The 20,826-nt window shown below is 69.4% G+C and carries 19 protein-coding genes; 10 read left to right on the top strand and 9 right to left on the bottom strand.

All coding sequences use genetic code 11. The features are described from left to right. Nucleotides 1–6: 6 nt before the first annotated feature. Nucleotides 7–1,044, bottom strand: a complete 1,038-nt coding sequence (gene sepH, locus EIO58_RS01360; protein ID WP_127817897.1) for a septation protein SepH — start codon at nucleotides 1,042–1,044, stop codon at nucleotides 7–9. Between the two features lie 259 nt (nucleotides 1,045–1,303). Between sepH and EIO58_RS01355 the strand changes: the two genes are divergently transcribed. After that, nucleotides 1,304–1,597: a DUF4193 domain-containing protein gene (locus EIO58_RS01355; protein ID WP_127817896.1), complete on the top strand. Its 294-nt coding sequence runs from the start codon at nucleotides 1,304–1,306 to the stop codon at nucleotides 1,595–1,597. Here the strand turns inward: EIO58_RS01355 and EIO58_RS01350 are convergent. After that, the gene (locus tag EIO58_RS01350) at nucleotides 1,572–2,075 is read right to left on the bottom strand and encodes a DUF3093 family protein (protein ID WP_127817895.1); all 504 of its coding nucleotides are present in this window, start codon (nucleotides 2,073–2,075) and stop codon (nucleotides 1,572–1,574) included. The two genes, EIO58_RS01355 and EIO58_RS01350, sit on opposite strands and share 26 nt — an antisense overlap. 12 nt (nucleotides 2,076–2,087) lie before the next feature. Between EIO58_RS01350 and dut the strand changes: the two genes are divergently transcribed. The 5 genes from dut (at nucleotide 2,088) to dxs (ending at nucleotide 8,949) form a co-directional block, all read left to right on the top strand. Then, nucleotides 2,088–2,549, top strand: coding sequence for a dUTP diphosphatase (gene dut / locus EIO58_RS01345; RefSeq protein WP_205789072.1), 462 nt, complete (start codon nucleotides 2,088–2,090; stop codon nucleotides 2,547–2,549). Then, complete coding sequence (locus tag EIO58_RS01340) at nucleotides 2,546–3,145, top strand: DUF3710 domain-containing protein (RefSeq protein ID WP_127817894.1); 600 nt, start codon at nucleotides 2,546–2,548, stop codon at nucleotides 3,143–3,145. The genes dut and EIO58_RS01340 overlap by 4 nt, the downstream gene beginning before the upstream one ends. Beyond that, nucleotides 3,142–3,909 carry a DUF3159 domain-containing protein gene (locus EIO58_RS01335; protein WP_127817893.1) on the top strand — a complete coding sequence of 256 codons (768 nt, stop codon included), beginning with the start codon at nucleotides 3,142–3,144 and terminating at the stop codon, nucleotides 3,907–3,909. The genes EIO58_RS01340 and EIO58_RS01335 overlap by 4 nt, the downstream gene beginning before the upstream one ends. A 136-nt stretch (nucleotides 3,910–4,045) precedes the next feature. Beyond that, complete coding sequence (locus EIO58_RS01330) at nucleotides 4,046–6,895, top strand: aconitate hydratase (RefSeq protein ID WP_127817892.1); 2,850 nt, start codon at nucleotides 4,046–4,048, stop codon at nucleotides 6,893–6,895. A gap of 95 nt (nucleotides 6,896–6,990) precedes the next feature. Further along, nucleotides 6,991–8,949, top strand: coding sequence for a 1-deoxy-D-xylulose-5-phosphate synthase (gene dxs, locus EIO58_RS01325; RefSeq protein ID WP_127817891.1), 1,959 nt, complete (start codon nucleotides 6,991–6,993; stop codon nucleotides 8,947–8,949). Between the two features lie 7 nt (nucleotides 8,950–8,956). Here dxs and EIO58_RS01320 read toward each other — a convergent pair whose 3' ends face one another. From EIO58_RS01320 to EIO58_RS01300, 5 genes are all read right to left on the bottom strand, one after another. Further along, nucleotides 8,957–9,634 carry a TetR/AcrR family transcriptional regulator gene (locus EIO58_RS01320; protein ID WP_127817890.1) on the bottom strand — a complete coding sequence of 226 codons (678 nt, stop codon included), beginning with the start codon at nucleotides 9,632–9,634 and terminating at the stop codon, nucleotides 8,957–8,959. Between the two features lie 81 nt (nucleotides 9,635–9,715). Then, nucleotides 9,716–11,860, bottom strand: a complete 2,145-nt coding sequence (locus EIO58_RS01315) for a 3-hydroxyacyl-CoA dehydrogenase NAD-binding domain-containing protein (RefSeq protein WP_127817903.1) — start codon at nucleotides 11,858–11,860, stop codon at nucleotides 9,716–9,718. 11 nt (nucleotides 11,861–11,871) lie between these two features. Beyond that, entirely contained in the window at nucleotides 11,872–13,077 is a 1,206-nt protein-coding gene (locus EIO58_RS01310; protein ID WP_127817889.1) for a thiolase family protein, read from the bottom strand. A gap of 72 nt (nucleotides 13,078–13,149) precedes the next feature. Then, the gene (locus EIO58_RS01305; protein ID WP_127817888.1) at nucleotides 13,150–14,349 is read right to left on the bottom strand and encodes a ribonuclease D; all 1,200 of its coding nucleotides are present in this window, start codon (nucleotides 14,347–14,349) and stop codon (nucleotides 13,150–13,152) included. Beyond that, a complete protein-coding gene (locus EIO58_RS01300; RefSeq protein WP_127817887.1) occupies nucleotides 14,342–14,932 on the bottom strand; it encodes a DUF3000 domain-containing protein in 591 nt (196 codons plus the stop codon). The genes EIO58_RS01305 and EIO58_RS01300 overlap by 8 nt, the downstream gene beginning before the upstream one ends. A gap of 25 nt (nucleotides 14,933–14,957) precedes the next feature. Between EIO58_RS01300 and EIO58_RS01295 the strand changes: the two genes are divergently transcribed. After that, the gene (locus tag EIO58_RS01295) at nucleotides 14,958–16,193 is read left to right on the top strand and encodes an alpha/beta hydrolase family protein (protein WP_127817886.1); all 1,236 of its coding nucleotides are present in this window, start codon (nucleotides 14,958–14,960) and stop codon (nucleotides 16,191–16,193) included. 1 nt (nucleotide 16,194) lies between these two features. Here the strand turns inward: EIO58_RS01295 and EIO58_RS01290 are convergent, their stop codons facing one another. Both EIO58_RS01290 and EIO58_RS01285 read right to left on the bottom strand, forming a co-directional pair. Continuing rightward, nucleotides 16,195–16,635, bottom strand: coding sequence for a SufE family protein (locus EIO58_RS01290; protein WP_240658515.1), 441 nt, complete (start codon nucleotides 16,633–16,635; stop codon nucleotides 16,195–16,197). Nucleotides 16,636–16,676: 41 nt separating this feature from the next. Next, nucleotides 16,677–17,573 carry a sulfurtransferase gene (locus tag EIO58_RS01285; RefSeq protein ID WP_127817885.1) on the bottom strand — a complete coding sequence of 299 codons (897 nt, stop codon included), beginning with the start codon at nucleotides 17,571–17,573 and terminating at the stop codon, nucleotides 16,677–16,679. 153 nt (nucleotides 17,574–17,726) lie between these two features. Between EIO58_RS01285 and zapE the strand changes: the two genes are divergently transcribed. The 3 genes from zapE (at nucleotide 17,727) to EIO58_RS01270 (ending at nucleotide 20,759) form a co-directional block, all read left to right on the top strand. Further along, the gene (gene zapE / locus EIO58_RS01280) at nucleotides 17,727–18,755 is read left to right on the top strand and encodes a cell division protein ZapE (protein ID WP_127817884.1); all 1,029 of its coding nucleotides are present in this window, start codon (nucleotides 17,727–17,729) and stop codon (nucleotides 18,753–18,755) included. Between the two features lie 188 nt (nucleotides 18,756–18,943). Next, on the top strand, nucleotides 18,944–20,167 hold the full coding sequence (locus EIO58_RS01275; RefSeq protein ID WP_127817883.1) for an ammonium transporter: 1,224 nt from the start codon (nucleotides 18,944–18,946) through the stop codon (nucleotides 20,165–20,167). Nucleotides 20,168–20,246: 79 nt separating this feature from the next. After that, nucleotides 20,247–20,759: a type II toxin-antitoxin system PemK/MazF family toxin gene (locus tag EIO58_RS01270; protein ID WP_127817882.1), complete on the top strand. Its 513-nt coding sequence runs from the start codon at nucleotides 20,247–20,249 to the stop codon at nucleotides 20,757–20,759. Nucleotides 20,760–20,826 lie beyond the last annotated feature (67 nt).

Below are 20,826 nucleotides of genomic sequence, written 5' to 3'. Positions count from 1 at the left end.
GCGGGGTCAGTCGTCGGTTCGTGCGCCGAAGACGATCTCGTCCCACGACGGCATCGAGGTGCGTCCCTTGCGGCGCCCGGCCTCGGCGACCGCCGGGGACGACGGCGGGTACTCCGCCGGCTCAGGCTGCTCGTCAGCAGGCGCGTCGTCGTACCCGGGCTCGAGGGCATCGAACAGAGCCACGGGCGCCGACCCGCGAGGCGGCGCGGCTGCCTCCTCGGCACCCGGCAGCGGCTCACGCTGCCCCCGTCGGCGTCGCAGAGCCTCCAGCAGGTCGGCGGTCTCGGCCGAGGTCACGGTCGGCTCCTCGGCACGCTTGATCGCGGCCTGCTGCACCGCCGGGGCGGAAGGTGCGGGAAGATCGGGCGACTCGAGGTCGGCGTCGGGCAGACGCCGAGGGCCGAACGCGCCGCTGTCGAAGCGGGACTCGTCCTTGGCCGGGACCACCTCGAGCGCACGGAGCCGGGGGATGAGGCCTTCGGGCAGTGAGCCCTGACGCGACAGCTGGATGGCGTCGTTGTTCAGCGGCGAGAGCGTGGAGCGGCGCGGGTCGAAGCTCCATCGCGCATCGTGGTCCACCTCGTTCGCTGCGAACTCGAGCTTGACGATCCAGCCGGTCGGCTCCTTCCAGCTCGTCCACCGCTCGCCGATGGCGCCCGCCTCGGCGAGCTTCGTGCGCACGGCGGATCCGAACGTCGCGTGCCCATCGCCGTCGAACTCGCCGCCCAGCAGCACCGGCACCGCGAGAGCCTGCCCGACGACATGCTCCCGCTCGGCGAGGACCGGGCCTTCGAACCTGACGACGTCCTCGATCCGCGTGCCGAGCAGCTCGGCGACCTCCCGTGCCGACAGTCCGGCACGGATGTGCGACTGGATCTCGCGCGGACTCGGACGCGGACCCTGAGCGTCGCCGTCGCGCTCCCGCCGCGCCCTGCGCAGTTCGGCGCGCAGCACGTCGTCGACGTCGAGCGCGAATCTGTCTCCGGACTCGGTCGCCAGGATGAGCTTGTCGTCCTCGGTGCCGATGACCTTGAGCTGTTCCATGCGAACGCCTCCGCTTTCCAGCCCGGCACACGGCTGCGTGGGTCCCGCCGGGCTCATGGCTGTCGATCCTGCCTGTGCGCCCCATGGTGTCACAGCGGATCGCGTGCGCCGGGAATATCCGGCGCGTGCCGCGAGTTTCACGGGAGCGCACACCGAGGCCCGTCCCCGCGCATTTGCCAAACGGGATGCGGTCGTGCAAACTATCGCCGCCCGCAACGGCAGCGCAACCCGCGATACCCGGAAGTTGAGATCTTCACGAATGGCCACCGATTACGACGCCCCCCGCAAGACCGAGGACGACAGCGAGTCGATCGAGGCTCTGAAGGAGCGCGTTCCCGACAAGCTCTCGGGCTCGGTCGATGTGGAGGACGCCGACAACCCGTCCGGCTTCGAGCTGCCGGGAGCCGACCTGTCGGACCTCGAACTCGACGTCGTCGTGCTGCCGCCTCAGGAGGACGAGTTCACCTGTTCGAACTGCTTCCTCGTGAAGCACCGCTCGCAGCTCGACCACGACACCGCCGACGGGCCTATCTGCTCGGAGTGCTCCGCGTAGCCTGAGCCCGCCGCACCGCGGCAGCGAGCCGATCCGGCGTCCGCGAGGAGATCACCCACGCGGTCGTCGGATCGTCGGGGTCGGTCAGCGGGATCACGACGATCCCGTCGATGCCTCCCCTGATGAGATGCCATGATCGCGGGTCGAGTCCGGCTCCGCGCGCGTGACGCGCATCGTCGCCCACGTGAACCTCCGGGTCGCCGAGGTGGCGGACGTCGATGTGCGCCGGACCCGCTCGCAGCTCGGCGTCGCGGACGGCCACGACGGGCGCCGCAGCGACCAGCAGCACGATCACGAGGACGCCGACGACCGCTCCGATCAGCAGCGCGGTGGTCGCGTCCACCGGTGTGAACACGAGGGCCGCCATCGGGGCGGCGACCGCGGCCGCGACGAGGATCCACAGGGAGGGCCCGAGCCGCTCCCGATAGCCGTGTGCGCGGGCGTTCGCCGCCCGGGTACTGCGCGCTGTCTTCTGCATTACCCTCGTTGGGTGACTGAAACGGTGGACGTCCCCATTATCGCCCCCGACGTTCCGGTGTACGCGCACCCCGGGGATGCCGGTGCCGACCTCGTCGCTGCGGAGGCGGTGCGCCTCGAGCCCGGCCGGCGTGCGCTGGTGGGCACCGGGGTGCGGATCGCGCTGCCCGAGGGCTACGTCGCCTTCGTCGTCCCCCGCAGCGGTCTGGCGGCCAAGCACGGCATCACGATCGTGAACGCGCCAGGGACCGTCGACGCCGGCTACCGCGGCGAGATCAAGGTCATCCTGCTGAACACCGACTCCGAGCACGCGCACGACATCGCCGTCGGAGATCGCATCGCCCAGCTCATCGTCATGCCGGTGCCGCGTGCCCGCTTCGTCCCGGTGGAGGCGCTCCCCGACAGTGCCCGGGGCGAGGGCGGCTTCGGCTCGACCGGCTACCAGAAGGACAACAAGGACGGAGTCCTCGCATGACCGACCCCACATCCGCCGACGGACCGCGCAAGGTCGCGCCCCTGGACCGCGGGACCGACGGCCCTTTCGACGAGTCCGAGGCGAACCCGGTCCGACCGTACATCGACCTCGGCGGCATCAAGATCCTGCCCCGCGAAGGGCTCAACCTGCGCCTGGAGGTCGAGGAGCAGACCAAGCGCATCGTCGCGGTCGGTCTCGACTACGCCGGCTCGACGCTGCAGGTGCAGCCGTTCGCCGCGCCCCGCTCGGCGGGGCTGTGGGATGAGACGCGCGAGCAGATCCGCCAGCAGATCCGCCAGCAGGGCGGGCGCGTCGAGGAGCGCGAGGGCCCCCTCGGGCCCGAGCTGCTCGCCGAGGTGCCTGTCGTCGCGGGACCCGAGGGCACCGCGGGCAAGCGTCTCGCGCGCTTCGTCGGCGTCGACGGACCCCGCTGGTTCCTCCGCGGGGTCATCGGCGGGGCAGCGACGAGCGACGTCGAGGCCGCGGCCAAGGTCGAGGAGCTCTTCCGCTCGATCGTGGTGGTGCGCGGGGGCTCGCCGATGCCGCCCCGCGACCTCATTCCGCTGCGCATGCCGGCCACTCCGGGCGTCGCGTGAGCGACGAACCGCGTCCCAGCGACGCCGGTCAGGACCCGGACGCCACGGCCGATGCATCCGCCCCGCTCACGCCGCCTCCCGCAGAGCCGAGCGCGTCCGACGTCCTGGGCGCGGCACTGGGCAGCGCGGCGCGCCGCGCGGGGCTGGACCCTGCCGAGGGCAAGAGCACGGGCCATGTGGTCTGGTCGGCGATGGGGGGCTGGCGCGGCATCCTCGAGTCGGTCCTTCCCAGCCTCGCGTTCGTGCTCCTGTTCACGTTCACCCGGGAGCTGGTGATCTCGCTCGGGGTCTCTGTGGGCCTCGCCGCGATCTTCACGATTGTGCGCCTCGTGCAGCGGCAGACCGTCAGCGCGGCGCTCGGCGGGCTGATCGCGACGGTCGCGGCCGCAGCACTGGCGCTGTGGACCGGGCGCGCGGAAGACAACTTCGTGTGGGGCTTCCTCACGAACGGCGCCTACGGCACGGCCTTCCTGATCTCGGCGATGGTCGGCTGGCCGCTCATCGGACTCGCCGTCGGCTTCCTGATGGGGGAGGGGACGCGCTGGCGCGCCGACAAGCGCAAGCGCCGCGTGTTCTTCTGGCTGTCGATCGCGTGGGCCGGACTCTTCGCCGCACGCCTGCTCGTGCAGCTGCCGCTGTACTTCGCAGGCGATGTCACCGCCCTCGGAACGCTGAAGCTCGTGATGGGTCTCCCGCTGTTCGCCCCGCTCGTCGCGGTCACGTGGCTCGCCGTGCGCGCGCTCTATCCGTCGGCGCACAAGTGATACATTTATCTCGATATCGAGATAAATTCTTCCCCGATGCGATTAGGTTGACCTCACTAGCAGAGGGCTCCGGAGCGGGGGAAGATGGGGATGCCGGGCTCTCGGCCCGCTCCCGCCGCCGACGAAGGAGACACACGTGTCCACGGTTGACAGCTTCGGTGCCAAGAGCACCCTGACGGTCGGCAGCACCGACTACGAGATCTTCCGCATCGACACCGTCGCGGGTTACGAGAAGCTCCCCTTCAGCCTCAAGGTGCTGCTCGAGAACCTGCTCCGCACCGAGGACGGGGCGAACGTGACGAAGCAGCAGATCCAGGCGCTCGGCTCGTGGGATCCGGATGCCGAGCCCGACACCGAGATCCAGTTCACGCCCGCGCGCGTCGTGATGCAGGACTTCACCGGTGTTCCCTGCATCGTCGATCTCGCGACGATGCGCGAGGCCGTCGAGGCCCTGGGCGGCGACCCGAAGAAGATCAACCCGCTCTCGCCCGCCGAGATGGTCATCGACCACTCCGTGATCGCCGATCTGTTCGGCACCGAGAACGCCCTCGAGCGCAACGTCGAGATCGAGTACGAGCGCAACGGCGAGCGATACCAGTTCCTCCGCTGGGGCCAGACGGCATTCAACGACTTCAAGGTCGTGCCGCCGGGCACGGGCATCGTCCACCAGGTGAACATCGAGCACCTGGCGAAGGTCATCTACGACCGCGCAGTGCCCGATCCTCAGGGGCAGAGCGTGCTGCGCGCCTACCCCGACACGTGCGTCGGCACCGACTCCCACACCACCATGGTGAACGGCCTCGGCGTGCTCGGATGGGGCGTCGGCGGCATCGAGGCCGAGGCCGCGATGCTCGGCCAGCCCGTGTCGATGCTCATCCCGCGAGTCGTCGGGTTCAAGCTCTCGGGCAACATCCCCACCGGCGTCACCGCCACCGACGTCGTGCTGACGATCACCGACATGCTTCGTCGGCACGGCGTGGTCGGCAAGTTCGTCGAGTTCTACGGCGAGGGCGTCGCATCCGTCCCGCTGGCGAACCGCGCGACCATCGGCAACATGAGCCCCGAGTTCGGGTCGACCGCCGCCATCTTCCCGATCGACGACGTCACGATCGACTACCTCCGCCTCACCGGCCGCAGCGAGCAGAATGTCGCACTCGTCGAGGCGTACGCCAAGCAGCAGCACCTGTGGCACGACCCTGCGATCGAGCCGGTGTTCAGCGAGTACATGGAGCTCGACCTCTCGACCGTGGTGCCGTCGATCGCCGGGCCGAAGCGTCCGCAGGACCGCATCCAGCTGACCGAGGCGAAGGCGCAGTTCGAGAAGGACATCGTCAACTACGCCGACGCGAGCGAGTCGACGTCGATCGTCGACCTCGAGTCGAAGCACTCCTTCCCGGCGTCAGACCCCGGCGCCGTGCCCGGCGAGGAGGAGCCCGTCACCCGCACGGTGCACATCGCCAGCGGCGGGCCGGCGGCGGCCTCCAAGCCCGTGACGGTCACGCCCGCGCACGGCAGCCCCTTCGTCATCGACAACGGGGCCGTCACCATCGCCGCGATCACGTCGTGCACCAACACATCCAATCCCTCGGTGATGCTCGCAGCCGGCCTCCTGGCCCGCAACGCGGTCAGGAAGGGCCTCAAGGCGAAGCCGTGGGTCAAGACGACCCTCGCCCCTGGGTCAAAGGTGGTGACGGACTACTACGAGAAGGCCGGCCTCACGAAGGACCTGGAAGACCTCGGGTTCTACACCGTCGGATACGGCTGCACGACGTGCATCGGAAACTCGGGACCCCTCATCGAGGAGGTTTCGGCCGCGGTCCAGCAGCACGATCTCGCCGTGACGGCGGTCCTCTCGGGCAACCGCAACTTCGAGGGACGCATCAACCCCGATGTCAAGATGAACTACCTCGCGAGCCCGCCGCTGGTGATCGCGTACTCGCTCGCGGGCTCGATGCACTTCGATTTCGAGACCGATCCGCTCGGCAAGGACCAGGACGGCAACGACGTGTTCCTGAAGGACATATGGCCGGATGCTGCCGAGGTCCAGGCGACGATCGACTCGTCCATCAGCGAAGACATGTTCACCAAGCAGTACGCCACGGTGTTCGAGGGGGACGAGCGCTGGAAGAACCTGCCCACTCCCACGGGCGACGTGTTCGAGTGGGATGAGTCGTCGACGTACGTGCGCAAGCCCCCGTACTTCGACGGGATGACGATGGAGCTCACGCCGGTCACCGACATCACGGGCGCCCGCGTGCTCGCGACGCTCGGCGACTCGGTCACGACCGACCACATCAGCCCCGCCGGCAACATCAAGGCGGAGAGCCCCGCCGGGCAGTACCTGGCCGCTCACGGGGTGGACCGCAAGGACTTCAACTCCTACGGCTCGCGCCGCGGCAACCACGAGGTGATGATCCGCGGCACCTTCGCGAACATCCGCCTGAAGAACCTGCTCGTCGGGGCCGTCAACGACGGCGCGATCGTCGAGGGCGGCTACACCCGGGACTTCACGCAGGAGGGCGGCCCGCAGTCGTTCATCTACGACGCGAGCCAGAACTACCAGGCGCAGGGCACGCCGCTCGTGATCTTCGGCGGCAAGGAGTACGGCTCGGGGTCGTCGCGCGACTGGGCGGCCAAGGGAACCAGCCTGCTGGGCGTCAAGGCGGTCATCACCGAGAGCTTCGAGCGCATTCACCGCTCGAACCTCATCGGCATGGGCGTCGTCCCCCTCCAGTTCCCCGCCGGGAAGACATGGGAATCGCTGGGCCTCGACGGCACGGAGATCGTCTCGATCACGGGTCTCGAGCAGCTGAACGAGGGCGTGACCCCGAAGACTGTGCACGTGACGGCGGCTCCGAGCGAGTTCTCGGCTCCGGGCAAGGAGACGGTCGAGTTCGACGCGGTGGTCCGTATCGACACGCCCGGTGAGGCCGACTACTACCGCAACGGCGGCATCCTGCAGTACGTGCTGCGCTCACTGGTCTGACAGCGGATCCACGGGACCGGATGCCACGGCATCCGGTCCCGTCTCATTGCCCCGGGTAGACTGGCAGGGCCCTCCGGGGCCGGAAAGGAGCGGGGATGTCGCTGCTGTCGTCCATCACCGGACCCCGCGATCTCGATTCCCTCAGCGTCGAGCAGCTCGAGGAACTGGCCGACGAGGTCCGAGGATTCCTCGTCGAGAACGTGGCCCGCACGGGTGGCCATCTCGGCCCGAATCTGGGCGTCGTGGAACTCACGATCGCCCTTCACAGGGTCTTCGACTCGCCCTCGGATCCCTTCATCTTCGACACGGGCCACCAGTCGTACGTCCACAAGCTCCTGACGGGCCGTCAGGATTTCGCGCGGCTGCGACAGCGGGGCGGCCTGGCGGGGTATCCGCAGCGGGCGGAGAGCCCTCACGACGTCGTCGAGTCGTCGCACGCCTCGAGCTCGCTCAGCTGGGCCGACGGCGTCTCGCGCGCGCTCACGCGCACCGGTCGCAAGGATCGGCACGTCGTCGCGGTCGTCGGCGATGGCGCGCTCACCGGCGGCATGACGTGGGAGGCTCTGAACAACATCTCCGACGACAACGACCGCAATCTGATCATCGTCGTCAACGACAACGGGCGTTCCTACGCCCCGACGATCGGCGGCATGGCACGCTACCTCAACCGCGTGCGCACGGCCGATACATACCGCACGCTGCACCGCAGCTCTGACACGCTGTTCCGCAAGCTCGGACCGGCGGCGCGCGCGGTCTACCGCGGCGTCCGCGGCGGCACGCACGGGTTCCTGTCTCGTCTCACCAACAACGCCGCCCTCTACTCCAATCTCGACATCAAGTACCTGGGCCCCGTGGACGGGCACGATCTGCCCGCTCTCATCGAGACGCTGGAGCTCGCGAAGGCCTACGGCGCCCCGGTCATCGTCCACGCGATCACCGAGAAGGGCCGCGGCTACGCGCCGGCACTGGAGGACGAGGCCGATCAGTTCCACGCCGTCGGGAAGATCGACCCGATCACCGGCGAGGCTCTCGCGAGCGCCGGCGACACCACGTGGACCGACGTGTTCGCCGAAGAACTGGTCGCGGTGGGCGAGGACCGCGGCGATGTCATCGCGATGACGGCCGCGATGCTGCGCCCGACAGGTCTCCTGCCTTTCGCACAGCGCTTCCCCGATCGGGTGTACGACGTCGGCATCGCCGAGCAGCACGCTGTCGCCTCGGCGGCCGGGCTCGCGTTCGGCGGGCTGCATCCGATCGTCGCGATCTACGCGACGTTCATGAACCGGGCCTTCGATCAGGTGCTCATGGATGTCGCGCTCCACCGGGCGGGCGTGACGTTCGTGCTGGACCGCGCCGGAGTGACAGGACCCGATGGGCCCAGCCACCACGGCATCTGGGATCTCGCCATGCTGCAGATCGTGCCGAACATCCGCATCGCCGTTCCGCGCGACGAGCCGCGCCTGCGCGAGGAGCTGCGCGAGGCCGTGGCCGTCGACGACGCACCCACCGTGATCCGCTTCCCGAAGACCGGCGTGAGCGCGGAGCTGCCCGCTCTCGAGCGGCTCCACGACGGCGTCGACGTCCTGCTGCGGTCCGACACGCAGGACGTCCTGCTCGTGGGTATCGGTCCGATGGCGCACATCGCCGTCGACGTGGCCGGTCGTCTGCGCGCCCAGGGGATCGGCGCGACCGTCGTCGACCCTCGGTGGGTCGTGCCGGTTCAGGCGTCAATCGTGGACCTCGCGGCGTCCCACCGTCTCGTCATCACCATGGAGGACGGCATCCGAGTCGGCGGCATCGGCACTCGCGTGCGCCAGGTGCTGCGTGAGGCCGGCGTCGACACGGCTGTCGACGAGCTCGGGCTGCCCGACGAGTTCATCGACCACGCCAGCCGCGAGCAGATCTTCGAGGACGCCGGACTCGCACCGGCCAAGATCGCCCAGGACGTCGTGGCACAGGTGCTCGGAACCCGCATCCCGGTCGCCCGAGGAGCCCAGACCAGCGAGATCCCGACACTCGGCTATCTCGCCCGCACCCGCAACGAGCGCGGCTAAGCACCCCTCAGGCGCGCACCTGACCGGCGAGAGCCAGGAGCTCGCGCAGCGGCGCCCGCAGCAGCGGCACCTTCGTGAGCGGCAGCGCGAGCCGCAGCAGGCGCAGCCCGCGCTCGAGCAGCATGCGCGTGCGCTCCTGGCCCGGGGAGCGGTCGTAGACCCAGAACAGCGCCAGCAGCAGGTGACCGAGCACGAGCGCGTGGGGGAGCGCCGCCCGGAACTCCTCGGGGACCGGACTCCTCGGCACCTCGACCGCCTCGCGGAAGAGCTCCTCGACAATCGCGAGCGCCGGCGCGGATTCCTCCGACAGCGGGTTGATCGGCGAGCGTGGCGAGACCGCCGCTGAGAGGAACTCCGGCGCGAACCGGTGATACGGGGCGAGCTGGTCGAGCCCCGTCCGATACACGATCCTCAGTCTGTCGACGAGATCGCCGGATGCCGCGAGCAGCGGTCCGGCGGCCGTGCGGTGCGCGACCTGCACGTCGAGGTAGAGCTCCTGCACGAGGTGGTTCTTCGAGGCGAAGTGGTAGTTGGTGGTTCCGACCGAGACCCCGGCCTCGTCGGCGATCAGGCGTATCGTCGTGGCGTCGTACCCGCGCTCCCGGAACGATCGCAGCGCGATCTCGCGGATGTGCGCGCGCGTGCGCTCGCTCTTCGTGCCCACCGGACCGGCTGAACTGAACATGTTCAAAGCATACGAGCCCGGGCGAGCGCACGAGAAGGGCGCGCCCTCGCGGGGCACGCCCTTCGTGTGGCCGTCGAGCCGTTACGACGCGATGCCGCGGATCGGCGGGTGGTGGAACGTGTCGCCGAAGACGCGCTCGGACGCTCCCTCGCGATCGAGGTAAGGCGACGCACCGCCATCGATGAACGGCCAGCCGGCGCCGAGGATGAGGCACAGGTCGATGTCCTGCACCTCCGGGACGACGCCCTCGTCGAGCATGAGTCTGATCTCCTGCGCGAGTCCCTCCTGGACGCGGCTCAGAATCTCGTCAGGCGACGCGGGGGTCGAGCCCACGGCGGGCTTGAGCACCTTCTCGGCCGCCTTGGTCCAGCCGGTGACGCGGCCGCCCTTGTCTTTCTCGACGACCTCGGGGAGCTCCGCCAGAGCGTGGAAGTTCTCGTTCGCGTAGAAGCGCTCCGGGAACGCGCTCACCATCGTGTCCTGCACGTGGGCCGCGACCTTCCAGCCGACCAGGTCGATGAGCTGAAACGGCCCCATGGGCAGGCCGAGCGGCGCGAACGCCCTCTCGACTGCCGCCACCGGTGTGCCCTCGTAGACTGCGCGCGCCGCTTCGCCCATGACCTTGGCGAGGAGGCGGTTGACGACGAAGCCCGGCGCGTCGGCGGTGAGGACCGCGTTCTTGCCGAGGTTCTTGGCGACGACGAACGCGGTCGAGAGCGCGGCATCCGCGGTGCGCGGCGTCTTCACGATCTCGATCAGCGGCATGACCGCCACGGGATTGAAGAAGTGGAAGCCGACGAGACGCTCCGGGTGGGCGAGCTTCGCGCCGATCTCCTCGACCGAGAGCGACGACGTGTTGGTCGCGAGGACCGCGTCCGCGGCTACGATCTGCTCGATCTCGCCGAACACCTGCTGCTTCACGCCGATCTCTTCGAACACGGCTTCGATCACGAAGTCGCAGTCCGCGTAGAGACTCTTGTCGGTCGTACCCGTGACGAGAGCACGCAGCCTGTTGGCGGTGTCGCCGTCGAGGCGTCCCTTCGTCTCGAGCTTCGCGATCTCGTCGTGGATGTACGCGATGCCCTTGTCGACCCGAGTCTGGTCGAGGTCGGTGATGAGCACGGGCACCTGCAGCTTGCGCACGAACAGCAGCGCGAACTGGCTGGCCATGAGGCCGGCGCCGACGATGCCGACCTTCCCGACCTTCTTGGCGAGCGCCTTGTCAGGCGCGCCGACGGGACGCTTCGCCCGTTTCTGCACGAGATCGAACGCGTACATGGACGCCGCGAACTGATCTCCCGTGACGAGGTCGGCGAGGGTATCGTCCTCGCGCGCGAAACCTTCGGCCTTCGTGCCGCTCTTCGCCTTGTCGAGCAGCTCCAGCGCCGCGTAGGGCGAGGTCGGCACGGTGCCGATCTTCGACTCGAGCATGCCGCGGGCGACCTTGATGGCGATCGGCCACTTCGTGAGCCGCTCGATCTTGCCCGGCTCGTGCTTGCGCTCGACCTTGACGGTGCCGCCGAGCACGCCGTCCGCCCAGCGCAGGGAGTCCTCGAGGTAGTTCGCCGCGGGGAAGATCGCGTCCACGATGCCGTAGTCGAACGCCTGCTGCGGCTTCAGCATCCGGTTCTGCTTCAGCGGGTTCGAGATGACGACCTCGAGCGCGTTCTCGATGCCGATGAGGTTCGGCAGCAGATAGGCGCCGCCCCAACCCGGGATGATGCCGAGGAACACCTCGGGCAGTGCGATCGCGGCGGCCGAGGCATCCACCGTCCGGTAGGTGCTGTTGAGCGCGATCTCGAGGCCGCCACCGAGCGCGAGCCCGTTGACGAAGGCGAACGACGGCACGCCGAGTTCGGAGAGCCTGCCCAGCACGTGGTGGCCGAGCTGGGCGATCAAGCGCGCATCGTCCTTCGAGCCGACACGCGAGATGTCGGACAGGTCGGCGCCGGCGGCCAGGATGTACTGCTTGCCGGTGATGCCGACCGCCTGGACCTCGCCCGCCGCCGCCCGTGCCTTCAGTGCGTCGAGGGTCTCGCCCAGCTCGGTGAGCGTCCCCGGCCCCAGCGTGTTGGGGCGTGTGTGGTCACGGCCGTTGTCGAGCGTGACGAGCGAGAGCACCTTGCCGGAGGGAAGACGGATGTCGCGAACGCGCGAGTGCGTCACCACCTCATCGTCGGCGAAGCCCTGGATGGGGGAGAAGTCGATGTCTTCGTAGCTGGTCATGGCGGCGCTGCTCACTTCTTCTTCTTGCCGTCGTAGTGCGGGTTCTCCCAGATGACCGATCCGCCCTGGCCGAGTCCGACGCACATCGCGGTCAGGCCGTAGCGGACGTCGGGACGCTCGGCGAAGTGCGCGGCGAGCTGGATCATCAGGCGCACGCCCGATGCCGCCAGCGGGTGGCCGAACGCGATCGCACCACCCCACGGGTTCACCCGCGGGTCGTCGTCGGCGATGCCGAAGTGGTCCAGCAGCGAGATCACCTGGATGGCGAAGGCCTCGTTCAGCTCGAACAGGCCGATGTCGTCGATCGAGAGCCCCGCCTTCTCGAGCGCCTTCTCGGTGGACGGGATCGGGCCGATGCCCATGATCTCGGGCTGGACGCCCGCGAACGCGAACGAGACGAGGCGCATCTTCGGCGCGAGGCCGAACTCCTTGACGGCACCGCCGCCGGCGAGCAGCGCCATCGTCGCGCCGTCGGTCAGCGGCGAGGACGTGCCGGCGGTGACCCGGCCGTGCGGACGGAAGGGGGTCTTCAGCCCCGCGAGGTCCTCCATCGTGGTCTGGGGGCGGCGACCTTCGTCCTCCGTCGCGAGACCCCACGCGCCGTCGGCGTCCTTGACGGCCACAGGCACGAGGTCGGGCTGGATCCTGCCCGCCTCGTACGCCGCCTGCACCTTGTGCTGGCTCAGCATCCCGAAACGGTCGGAGCGCTCCTTGGTCAGGTGCGGGAAGCGGTCGAAGATGCGCTCGGCCGTCACGCCCATGTTGAGGGCGCCGGGGTCGACCATCTTCTCGGCGACGAACCGCGGGTTGGGGTCGGCGTTGCCGCCGATCGGGTGGTGGCCCATGTGCTCGACGCCACCGGCGAGGGCGACGTCGTACATGCCGACGCCGATCGATCCCGCCATCGTGGTGACGCTCGTCATCGCGCCGGCGCACATGCGGTCGATCGCGAAGCCCGGAACGGTCTGAGGGAGGCCGGCGAGAATCGCCACGCTCCGGCCGAGGGTCAGCCCCTGGTCGCCCGTCTGGCTCGTCGCCGCGATGGCGACATCGTCGACACGGTCCTTGGGAACGTCCGGGTTGCGCTCCATCAGCCCGATCGTCGCCTTCACGGCGAGGTCGTCCGCTCGGGTGTTCCAGTACATGCCCTTCTCGCCGGCGCGCCCGAAGGGGGTGCGCATTCCATCGACGAAGAAGACGTCCGAGATCTCGGCCACTCTGCCTCCAATAATAGGGATGCCGCCAGCCTAGGAGCGGCGGCAGACCGCAGAGAACCGGGTGGCGGAAACCTACGAAGTCGTCTCGGACGCGTGCAAGACCCCTTGCACGGAGCCCACAAAGGCATCGGCGATCCCCTGTGAGGTCTCCTCAACCTGCCAGGGCCGCGCTCCGAGAGTCAGCAGGGCTTCACCGACGGATGCCGCGGTCACCGGGTCTGGCGGAGACCACGCCAGGCGGCGCAGCAGCTCGGGTGTCAGGAGGTTCTCGGTGGGCATCCGGAGCTCTTCGGCGCGACGCTCGACAACCGGCCGAGCGGCCTTCAGTCGGGTGTCGGCCTCGGGATTGCGATCGGCCCAGGCCCGTGGCGGAGGCAGCGTGTCGCCGCCGCTGGTCCGCTCGAGGGGGAGCTTGGTCGCGGCGCGACCGGCCTCGATCGCGGCCCACCACCGGTCCAGCTGCGACCGGCTCGCCCGCCCGGTGAACTCCTTGACGGCGGCGAGGGCGCTCTTGGACGTCGGGTCGGCCAGCACCGCAGCCACGATCGCCCGGTCGGGCACCAGGCGGCCCGGCGCGACATCCTGCTCGCGTGCGAACTCCTCACGCGCCGTCCACAGTTCACGCGCGATGGCCAGCGCCTTGCGCCCGCGCACGGTGTGCAGGCCCGAGAGCCGCCGCCAGGGCTCCTCGCGAGGTGCCTTCGGCTCGCGCTCGAGCACCGCGCGGAACTCCTGGGCGGCGAACTCCGCCTTACCCTGCTCCACGAGCTCGGCGAAGAGCTTGTCTCGCACGTCGACGAGGTGCTCGACATCCAGCGCGGCGTATTCGAGCCAGGACTGGGGGAGCGGCCGCGTGGACCAGTCGGACGCGGAGTGGGCCTTGGCCAGGGCGATGCCGAGGGTGTCCTCCACGACCGCGCCGAGTCCGACGCGATCGTGCCCGAGCAGGCGCGCGGCGAGCTCCGTGTCGAAGATCCTCGCGGGCTCGAGGCTCAGCTCGCGCAGCGACGGCAGGTCCTGGCTGGCGGCGTGCAGCACCCACTCCTCGCCGCCGATCGCCGCCTGGAGCGCGGTGAAGTCGCCGATGGGCGGCGGATCGAAGAGGAACAGCCCCGCATCGCGGCGGAAGACCTGCACGAGGTACGCGCGCTGCGAGTACCGGAAGCCGGAGGCCCGCTCGACGTCCACCGCGACGGGCCCGTCTCCTCTCGCGAGCAGGCGCGCTGCATCGACGGCACCGGCGAGGTCGTCGATGACGACGTACTCAGCCACGCGTCGTCCTGCGCGAATCCAGCATCGCGATCCCTTCCGAGCCCGGCGGGAGTCCCGCCAGCATGCATACCAACTCTGCCCATGCTTCCACGTGCGGAGCGATCGCGCCTTCCGGAGACCACGACGCGCGCAGCTCGATCTGCGCGCCGTCGCCCTCGTCCGCCAAAGTTCCGAATCCCTTGGACAGCGTCTTCGTGGCCGTCCCGGACGCGGAGTGGAACCCCGCGTGCCGCGACTGCAGCGCATCGGTCAGCCACGCCCACGCGACATCCGCGAGCAGGGGATCGGTGCCGATCTCGGGCTCGAGGGGCGCCTGGGCGAAGCAGACGATGCGCCACGGGCCGTTCCACGGCGCAGGCTCGTCCGGATCGTGGAGCAGGACGAGCCGGCCGGTCCCGTACGGCGAGTCCTCGCCTTCGGCCTCGGCCCGCACGTCGCCGGCGATCGCGAGCGCACTCGGCGCGAGTCCCTGCGGCGCGGGGATCTCGCGCACGGTGAGATCTTCGCGGAACTCCATCGCTCGCACCGCCTCCGCCGCCTGCTCGAACGACGTCGGTGCTGCTGGAGGACGATGCTCAGCCACCCGGACAGACTAGAGTGAGGCCTCGATGGTCGACTCCAGGCGCGCCGCGATGCGCGGCGCCACCCGCCCTGCAGGCGCCGGGCCGAGGACTCCCGCTCTCGTCGCCGGAATCCGCGCAGCGCTCACGGTGCTGAGCCTCGCGCTGGCAGCCGCGCTCGGCATGCTCGCCGCGGGATCCCTGCACATGGCCCGGCGCGTGGTGACGCCCGCGCGCCGGGTGCCCGACACGCGCATCCTCGCACTCGACACGGCGGCTCAGACGATCACCCTCGAACGGACGGCCGACACCGAGCTGCCCGGCAGATACGGTCTTTTCACGACCGGGACCTCGCAGTACGTCAAGCTCGGGTCGGTGCTCTCCGAAGACGCGACGACAGTCAAACGCAAGCTCCTGACCCACATCGGCTCCGATGCACGGCTCGCGCCCGAGGCGGCGTTCTCGGGCTGGTACTACGAGCGGCCGGAAGAGCTTCACCTCGATCTCACCCCCGAGTTGATCGGCTCGACCGTGGGCCCCTGCCCGGCGTGGCTCTTTCCCGCGGGGGACGGCGAGACGTGGGTCATCCAGGTCCACGGCCGCGGCACCAGCCGCGCCGAGTGCCTGCGCGCCGTGCCGGTGTTCCATTCGCTGGGCCTCACGTCGCTCGTCGTGTCGTACCGCAACGACGGCGAGGCTCCGCGCAGCCGCACCGGCACGTACACTCTCGGCGCGACCGAGTGGCGCGACGTCGACGCCGCCGTCGGCTTCGCGCGTCGCCGTGGCGCGCGGCGCGTCGTCGTCATGGGCTGGTCGATGGGCGGCGCGATCGCTCTCCAGCTGGCACTCAACTCGGCCCACGCCGATGTCATCGGCGGGCTCGTCCTGGAGTCGCCGGTGATCGATTGGCGGGTCGTGCTCGACTACCAGGCGCGGCTCCAGCGCGTGCCGAACGCGGTCAGCGGTCTCGCGATCGGAGCGCTGCAATCCGAGTGGGCCGCGCCGCTCACCCGATCGGGCGGCGCGATCCGCTTCGACGAGCTCGACGTCGTCGCCCGCGCCGCCGAATTGCGGCATCCGATCCTCATCCTGCACAGCGACGACGACGGATTCGTGCCGTCCGATGCCTCGCACGACCTCGTCCAGGCCCGTCCAGACCTCGTCCAGATGCAGGTGTTCGACGTCGCACGGCACACGAAGCTCTGGAACTACGACCAGGCGCGCTGGAGCCAGGCCATCGGGTCGTGGCTCACCGAGCAGCGTCTGGCCGCTGCCGAGACGTGACTCAGGCCGTGCTCTTCTCACGCACCTGGCGCTGTGCACGCAGTAGCATGCCGGTCATCCCCGCGAGCCGCAGTGGCGAGACCGCCCGCGTGAGGCCGAGGGTCTGCGGGTAGTCTGCCGGCACGGCCAGCACCTCGTCGACGCGGAGACCCGTCAGCCCCTGAGCGAGGATGCTCGCGAAGCCGCGTGTCGTCGGCGCCTCCGGCGGCGCGGTGGCGTGCATCGCGACGGCACCGTCCGCGGCGACGTCGAGCACGATGTAGACCGGGGACTGGCACTCCAGCACGCGCTCGCAGAGCTCGGGGTGCCCGTCGTACTCCGGCGGGATCGGCGGAAGCTCCTGGGAGTACTCCAGCAGCAGCTGCAGGCGCTCGGGCTCGGGCAGCTCCAGGAACTCATCGCGGATCTCGGCGAGACGCGCGGGAAGGGCGTCGTGGGTCACCCCTCCATCGTCCCACGCGGCGGATGCCTCGGCGCCGTGCGTCAGAGGGTGCCGGGCTCCGCGCCCGTGGCGATCGGGACGCGCACGGCGCTTCCCCATTCCGTCCACGACCCGTCGTAGTTGCGCACGTCGCCGAACCCGAGCAGGTGCTTGAGCACGAACCAGGTGTGGCTCGACCGCTCGCCGATGCGGCAGTACGCCACGACGCTGTCGCCGTCCTCAAGACCCACCTCGCCGCGGTAGATCGCGTCGAGCTCTGCCCGCGGCTTGAAGCCGCCGTCTGCGGCGACCGCGCGCGCCCACGGGACGCTCCGGGCGGTGGGGATGTGGCCGGCGCGCAGCGCGCCCTCCTCGGGATAGGCCGGCGCGGACGTGCGCGTCCCGTCGTACTCCTCCGGCGAGCGGACGTCGATCAGCGGTCCCGCGCCGAGGTGCGCCAGGACGTCGTCCTTGTACGCACGAAGAACCCTGTCGTCGCGGGCGACGACAGGGTAGTCGCTGAGCTCGCGCGTCGACGCCTCGGTCGTGATCGGGCGGCCTTCCGCGATCCACTTGTCGCGTCCGCCGTCGAGAAGTCGCACGTCGGCGTGCCCGAAGAGCGAGAACACCCACAAGGCGTACGCCGCCCACCAGTTGTTCTTGTCGCCATAGATCACCACGGTGTCGTCACGGGAGATGCCCTTGCGGCCGAGGAGCGCGGCGAAACCCGCCCCGTCGACGTAGTCGCGGACGACGGGGTCGTTCAGCTCCGTGTGCCAGTCGACCTTGACGGCTCCGGGGATGTGGCCCGTCTCGTAGAGGAGGACGTCCTCGTCGGACTCGACGACGACGAGCCCCGGGTCGCCCAGGTGCGCTTCGAGCCACTCGCCGGTGACCAGCCGGCCGGGTTCGGCGTACTCGGCGAACTTGGGGGAGGAGGTGTCGTGCTCGACGGTCATGGCTGCTCCTGGACGCGGTAGGTGTCGGATCTCGCTGCCGCACCCGGGTCCGGGCGCGTTCGGGTGACGATTAGGGTTGAACCGTCGTGTCCGACCCTAGATTCCCGGACACGCGAGCACAGCCCAGATGTAAGACTCCGACACAGGATCCCCATGACCCTCTCCGCCGCGCGCACGGGAATCGTCCATCTCGCCGAGCGCACGCCGCATCTCACCGGCACCGAGATGGTCGCCGCACTGGTCCCGCCGCCGCAGTTCGCCGACGCCACGTTCGAGACGTACCGCGCCGATCCGGCGTACCCGTCGCAGCAGGAGGCGAAGGACCTGCTGGCCGTGTTCTCGGGCGCAACGGCTCCGGTCAAGAGCGGCCTGTTCCGTCGGGCGAAGCGCCCCGAGGTGAAGCCCGGCGTCTATCTCGACGGCGGATTCGGCGTCGGAAAGACCCACCTGCTCGCCGCCGTCTATCATGCGATGCCGGCCCGCCGGAAGTACTTCGGCTCGTTCATCGAGTACACGGCCCTCGTCGGAGCGCTCGGATACCGGAGCACGGTCGATCTGTTCCGCGGCTCCGATCTGCTGTGCATCGACGAGTTCGAGCTCGACGACCCGGGCGACACGATGGTGATGACGCGTCTGCTCGGAGAGCTCGTCGCGTCGGGCACCCGGCTGGCCGCGACATCCAACACCCCTCCCAACGCCCTGGGTGAGGGGCGGTTCGCGGCGCAGGACTTCCTGCGCGAGATCCACGCGATGGCCTCGAGCTTCCAGACGATCCGCATCGACGGCACCGACTATCGCCATCGCGCGGTCGACGGGCACGCAGCGGTGCTGACGACGCAGGACTACGAGACGGTGATCGCGGATGCCGCCACCCGCAGCTCCGCCTCGGACGACGCGTTCGGAGATCTCAGCGCCCACCTCGCCCGAGTGCATCCGTCGCGGTACATCAAGCTCATCGACGATCTCTCCATCGTCGGCATCCGAGATGTCGCGCCGTTCACCGATCAGTCGGCCGCGCTGCGATTCGTGGCATTCATCGACCGTGTCTACGATGCCGAGCTGCCCATCCGCGCGACGGGCGTGTCGCTGGACCTGGTCTTCCCCGACGAGATGCTCGCGGGCGGCTATCGCAAGAAGTATCTGCGGGCGATCTCACGGCTCGTGGCCTCGACTCTCGCCTGATTCCCTGCGCCCGTTCGGCCCTGCGAAACACGATGTTTACGCGGCACGGGTGTGCGTAACGTCCGGGAAACACAGCATGGCGCGCTCCGGAAACCACGGGTCGCGAAACTGGCTTGGCCCGGACAGTCCACGACCCGAGTGCGACGCTGCGGCACCTTGAGTAACACGACACATGGATGAGGAATCTCATGGATAGCGGAAACTATGCGTGGTCGATCGCAGCAACGGCGCTCGTTCTGTTCATGACGCCCGGCGTCGCCTTCTTCTACGGCGGACTGGTGAAGGCGAAGAGCGTCGTCAGCATGATGATGATGAGCTTCGGTGCACTAGGCCTGGTGAGCGTGCTGTGGATCCTCTTCGGATTCAACATGAGCCTGGGCGGTGGCACGTTCGCCTTCTCGGGCAACCCGTTTTCGGACTTCGGGCTCGCCTCCGCTGACAGCGCGACTCTTGTCGGCGCCACCTTCGGCGCGACCTTCGCGATCATCACGGTCGCCCTCATCTCGGGCGCGATCGCGGACCGGGCGAAGTTCGGATCGTGGATGATCTTCGCCGGCCTGTTCGCCACTCTCGTGTACTTCCCGGTGGCAGCGTGGGTGTGGGGAGACGGCTGGATCTTCAACTGGGGTGAGAACACGGGGCTGCCGTCGGTCATCGACTACGCGGGCGGTACCGCCGTGCACATCAACGCGGGTGCGGCCGCTCTGGCTCTCGCCCTCGTCCTCGGTAAGCGCCTCGGCTTCCAGAAGGGCATCCACAAGCCCCACAACGTGCCGCTGACGCTGCTCGGGGCCGCCATCCTGTGGTTCGGCTGGTTCGGCTTCAACGCGGGCGCCGAGGGCACGTTCGGCCTTCTCGGCCCTGAGAACACCAGCGCGGGCACGATCGTCATCAACACGCTCGGCGCGACCGCTGCCGCGATCCTCGCGTGGATGATCGTCGAGAAGCTCAAGGACGGCAAGGCCACGTCGGTCGGCGCCGCCTCGGGCGCGGTCGCCGGTCTTGTCGCCATCACCCCCGCGTGCGCCAACCTGACTCCTGGATGGGCGCTGCTGCTCGGGCTCGTCGCGGGCGCCGTGTGCGCCATCGCCGTGGAGCTCAAGTGGAAGCTCGGGTTCGACGACTCGCTCGATGTCGTCGGCATCCACCTCGTCGGCGGCCTCATCGGAACCCTCTACCTGGGTTTCTTCGCCACCGAGACCGGCATGTTCGTCGGTGGTGACGCGGGCCAGCTGGTCTCGCAGGCAGTGGCTGCGGTCGGTGTCATGGTGTACTCCTTCGTCGTCTCGTTCATCGTCGGCGTCATCATCGAGAAGACCCTCGGCTTCCGAGTGAAGAACGAGGACGAGGTCGCGGGTGTCGACTCGGTCGTGCACGGCGAAGAGGGCTATCTCCTCGACGAGCGCGTCTGACCGCACCGGCGCACAGCGAAGGGGCGTCGCGGCTTCCCCCCGGCCGCGGCGCCCTCCTTCGTGCCCTAACGTGAACGACGTGACAGAGCCCTCCCGACTGCTCGCACGACTGGCGAGTCTCTTCCGCCCGCAGAACCAGGCGCCCGCCCCGGCGATCCCCCGCGACGGAAGCAGTGGCCCGGCCGGCACCGTGGAGGTGCCGCCACCGTCGCGTGACGCGCTGCGGATCACCTACTCGCCCGATCCCGACGGCAGTCCCGACGCGGGCGAGATCCTGTGGACATGGGTCCCGTACGACGAGAACGACGGACGCGGTAAAGATCGTCCGGTGCTCGTCGTCGCGCGGCAGGACGACGTCCGCGTCTACGCGGTGCGGCTGACCAGCAAGGCCCATGACGGGGACCGCGACTTCCTCCCGATCGGCACAGGGGAGTGGGACTCCCGCGGGAGGCCCTCGTGGGTCGACGTCGAGCAGATCTACAGCGTGCATCGCGACGGCATGCGACGGGAGGCATCCGCTCTGGATCTAGACCGGTTCGTGCGGATTGCAGATGCGCTGCATCGCCGCTACGGCTGGGCCGTCGGCGGATGACGTGCTGAGGGGCGCGCCGCCGGTGGATCCGGCGACACGCCCCTCACTGCAGAGCGCTGCGTGCGCG

It is taken from the genome of Microbacterium sp. CPCC 204701 (genome assembly GCF_004010105.1).
Lineage (GTDB): Bacteria > Actinomycetota > Actinomycetes > Actinomycetales > Microbacteriaceae > Microbacterium.
The sequence above is the reverse complement of the archived record's forward strand: the minus strand, read 5'-3'. Positions and strand labels throughout refer to the sequence as shown.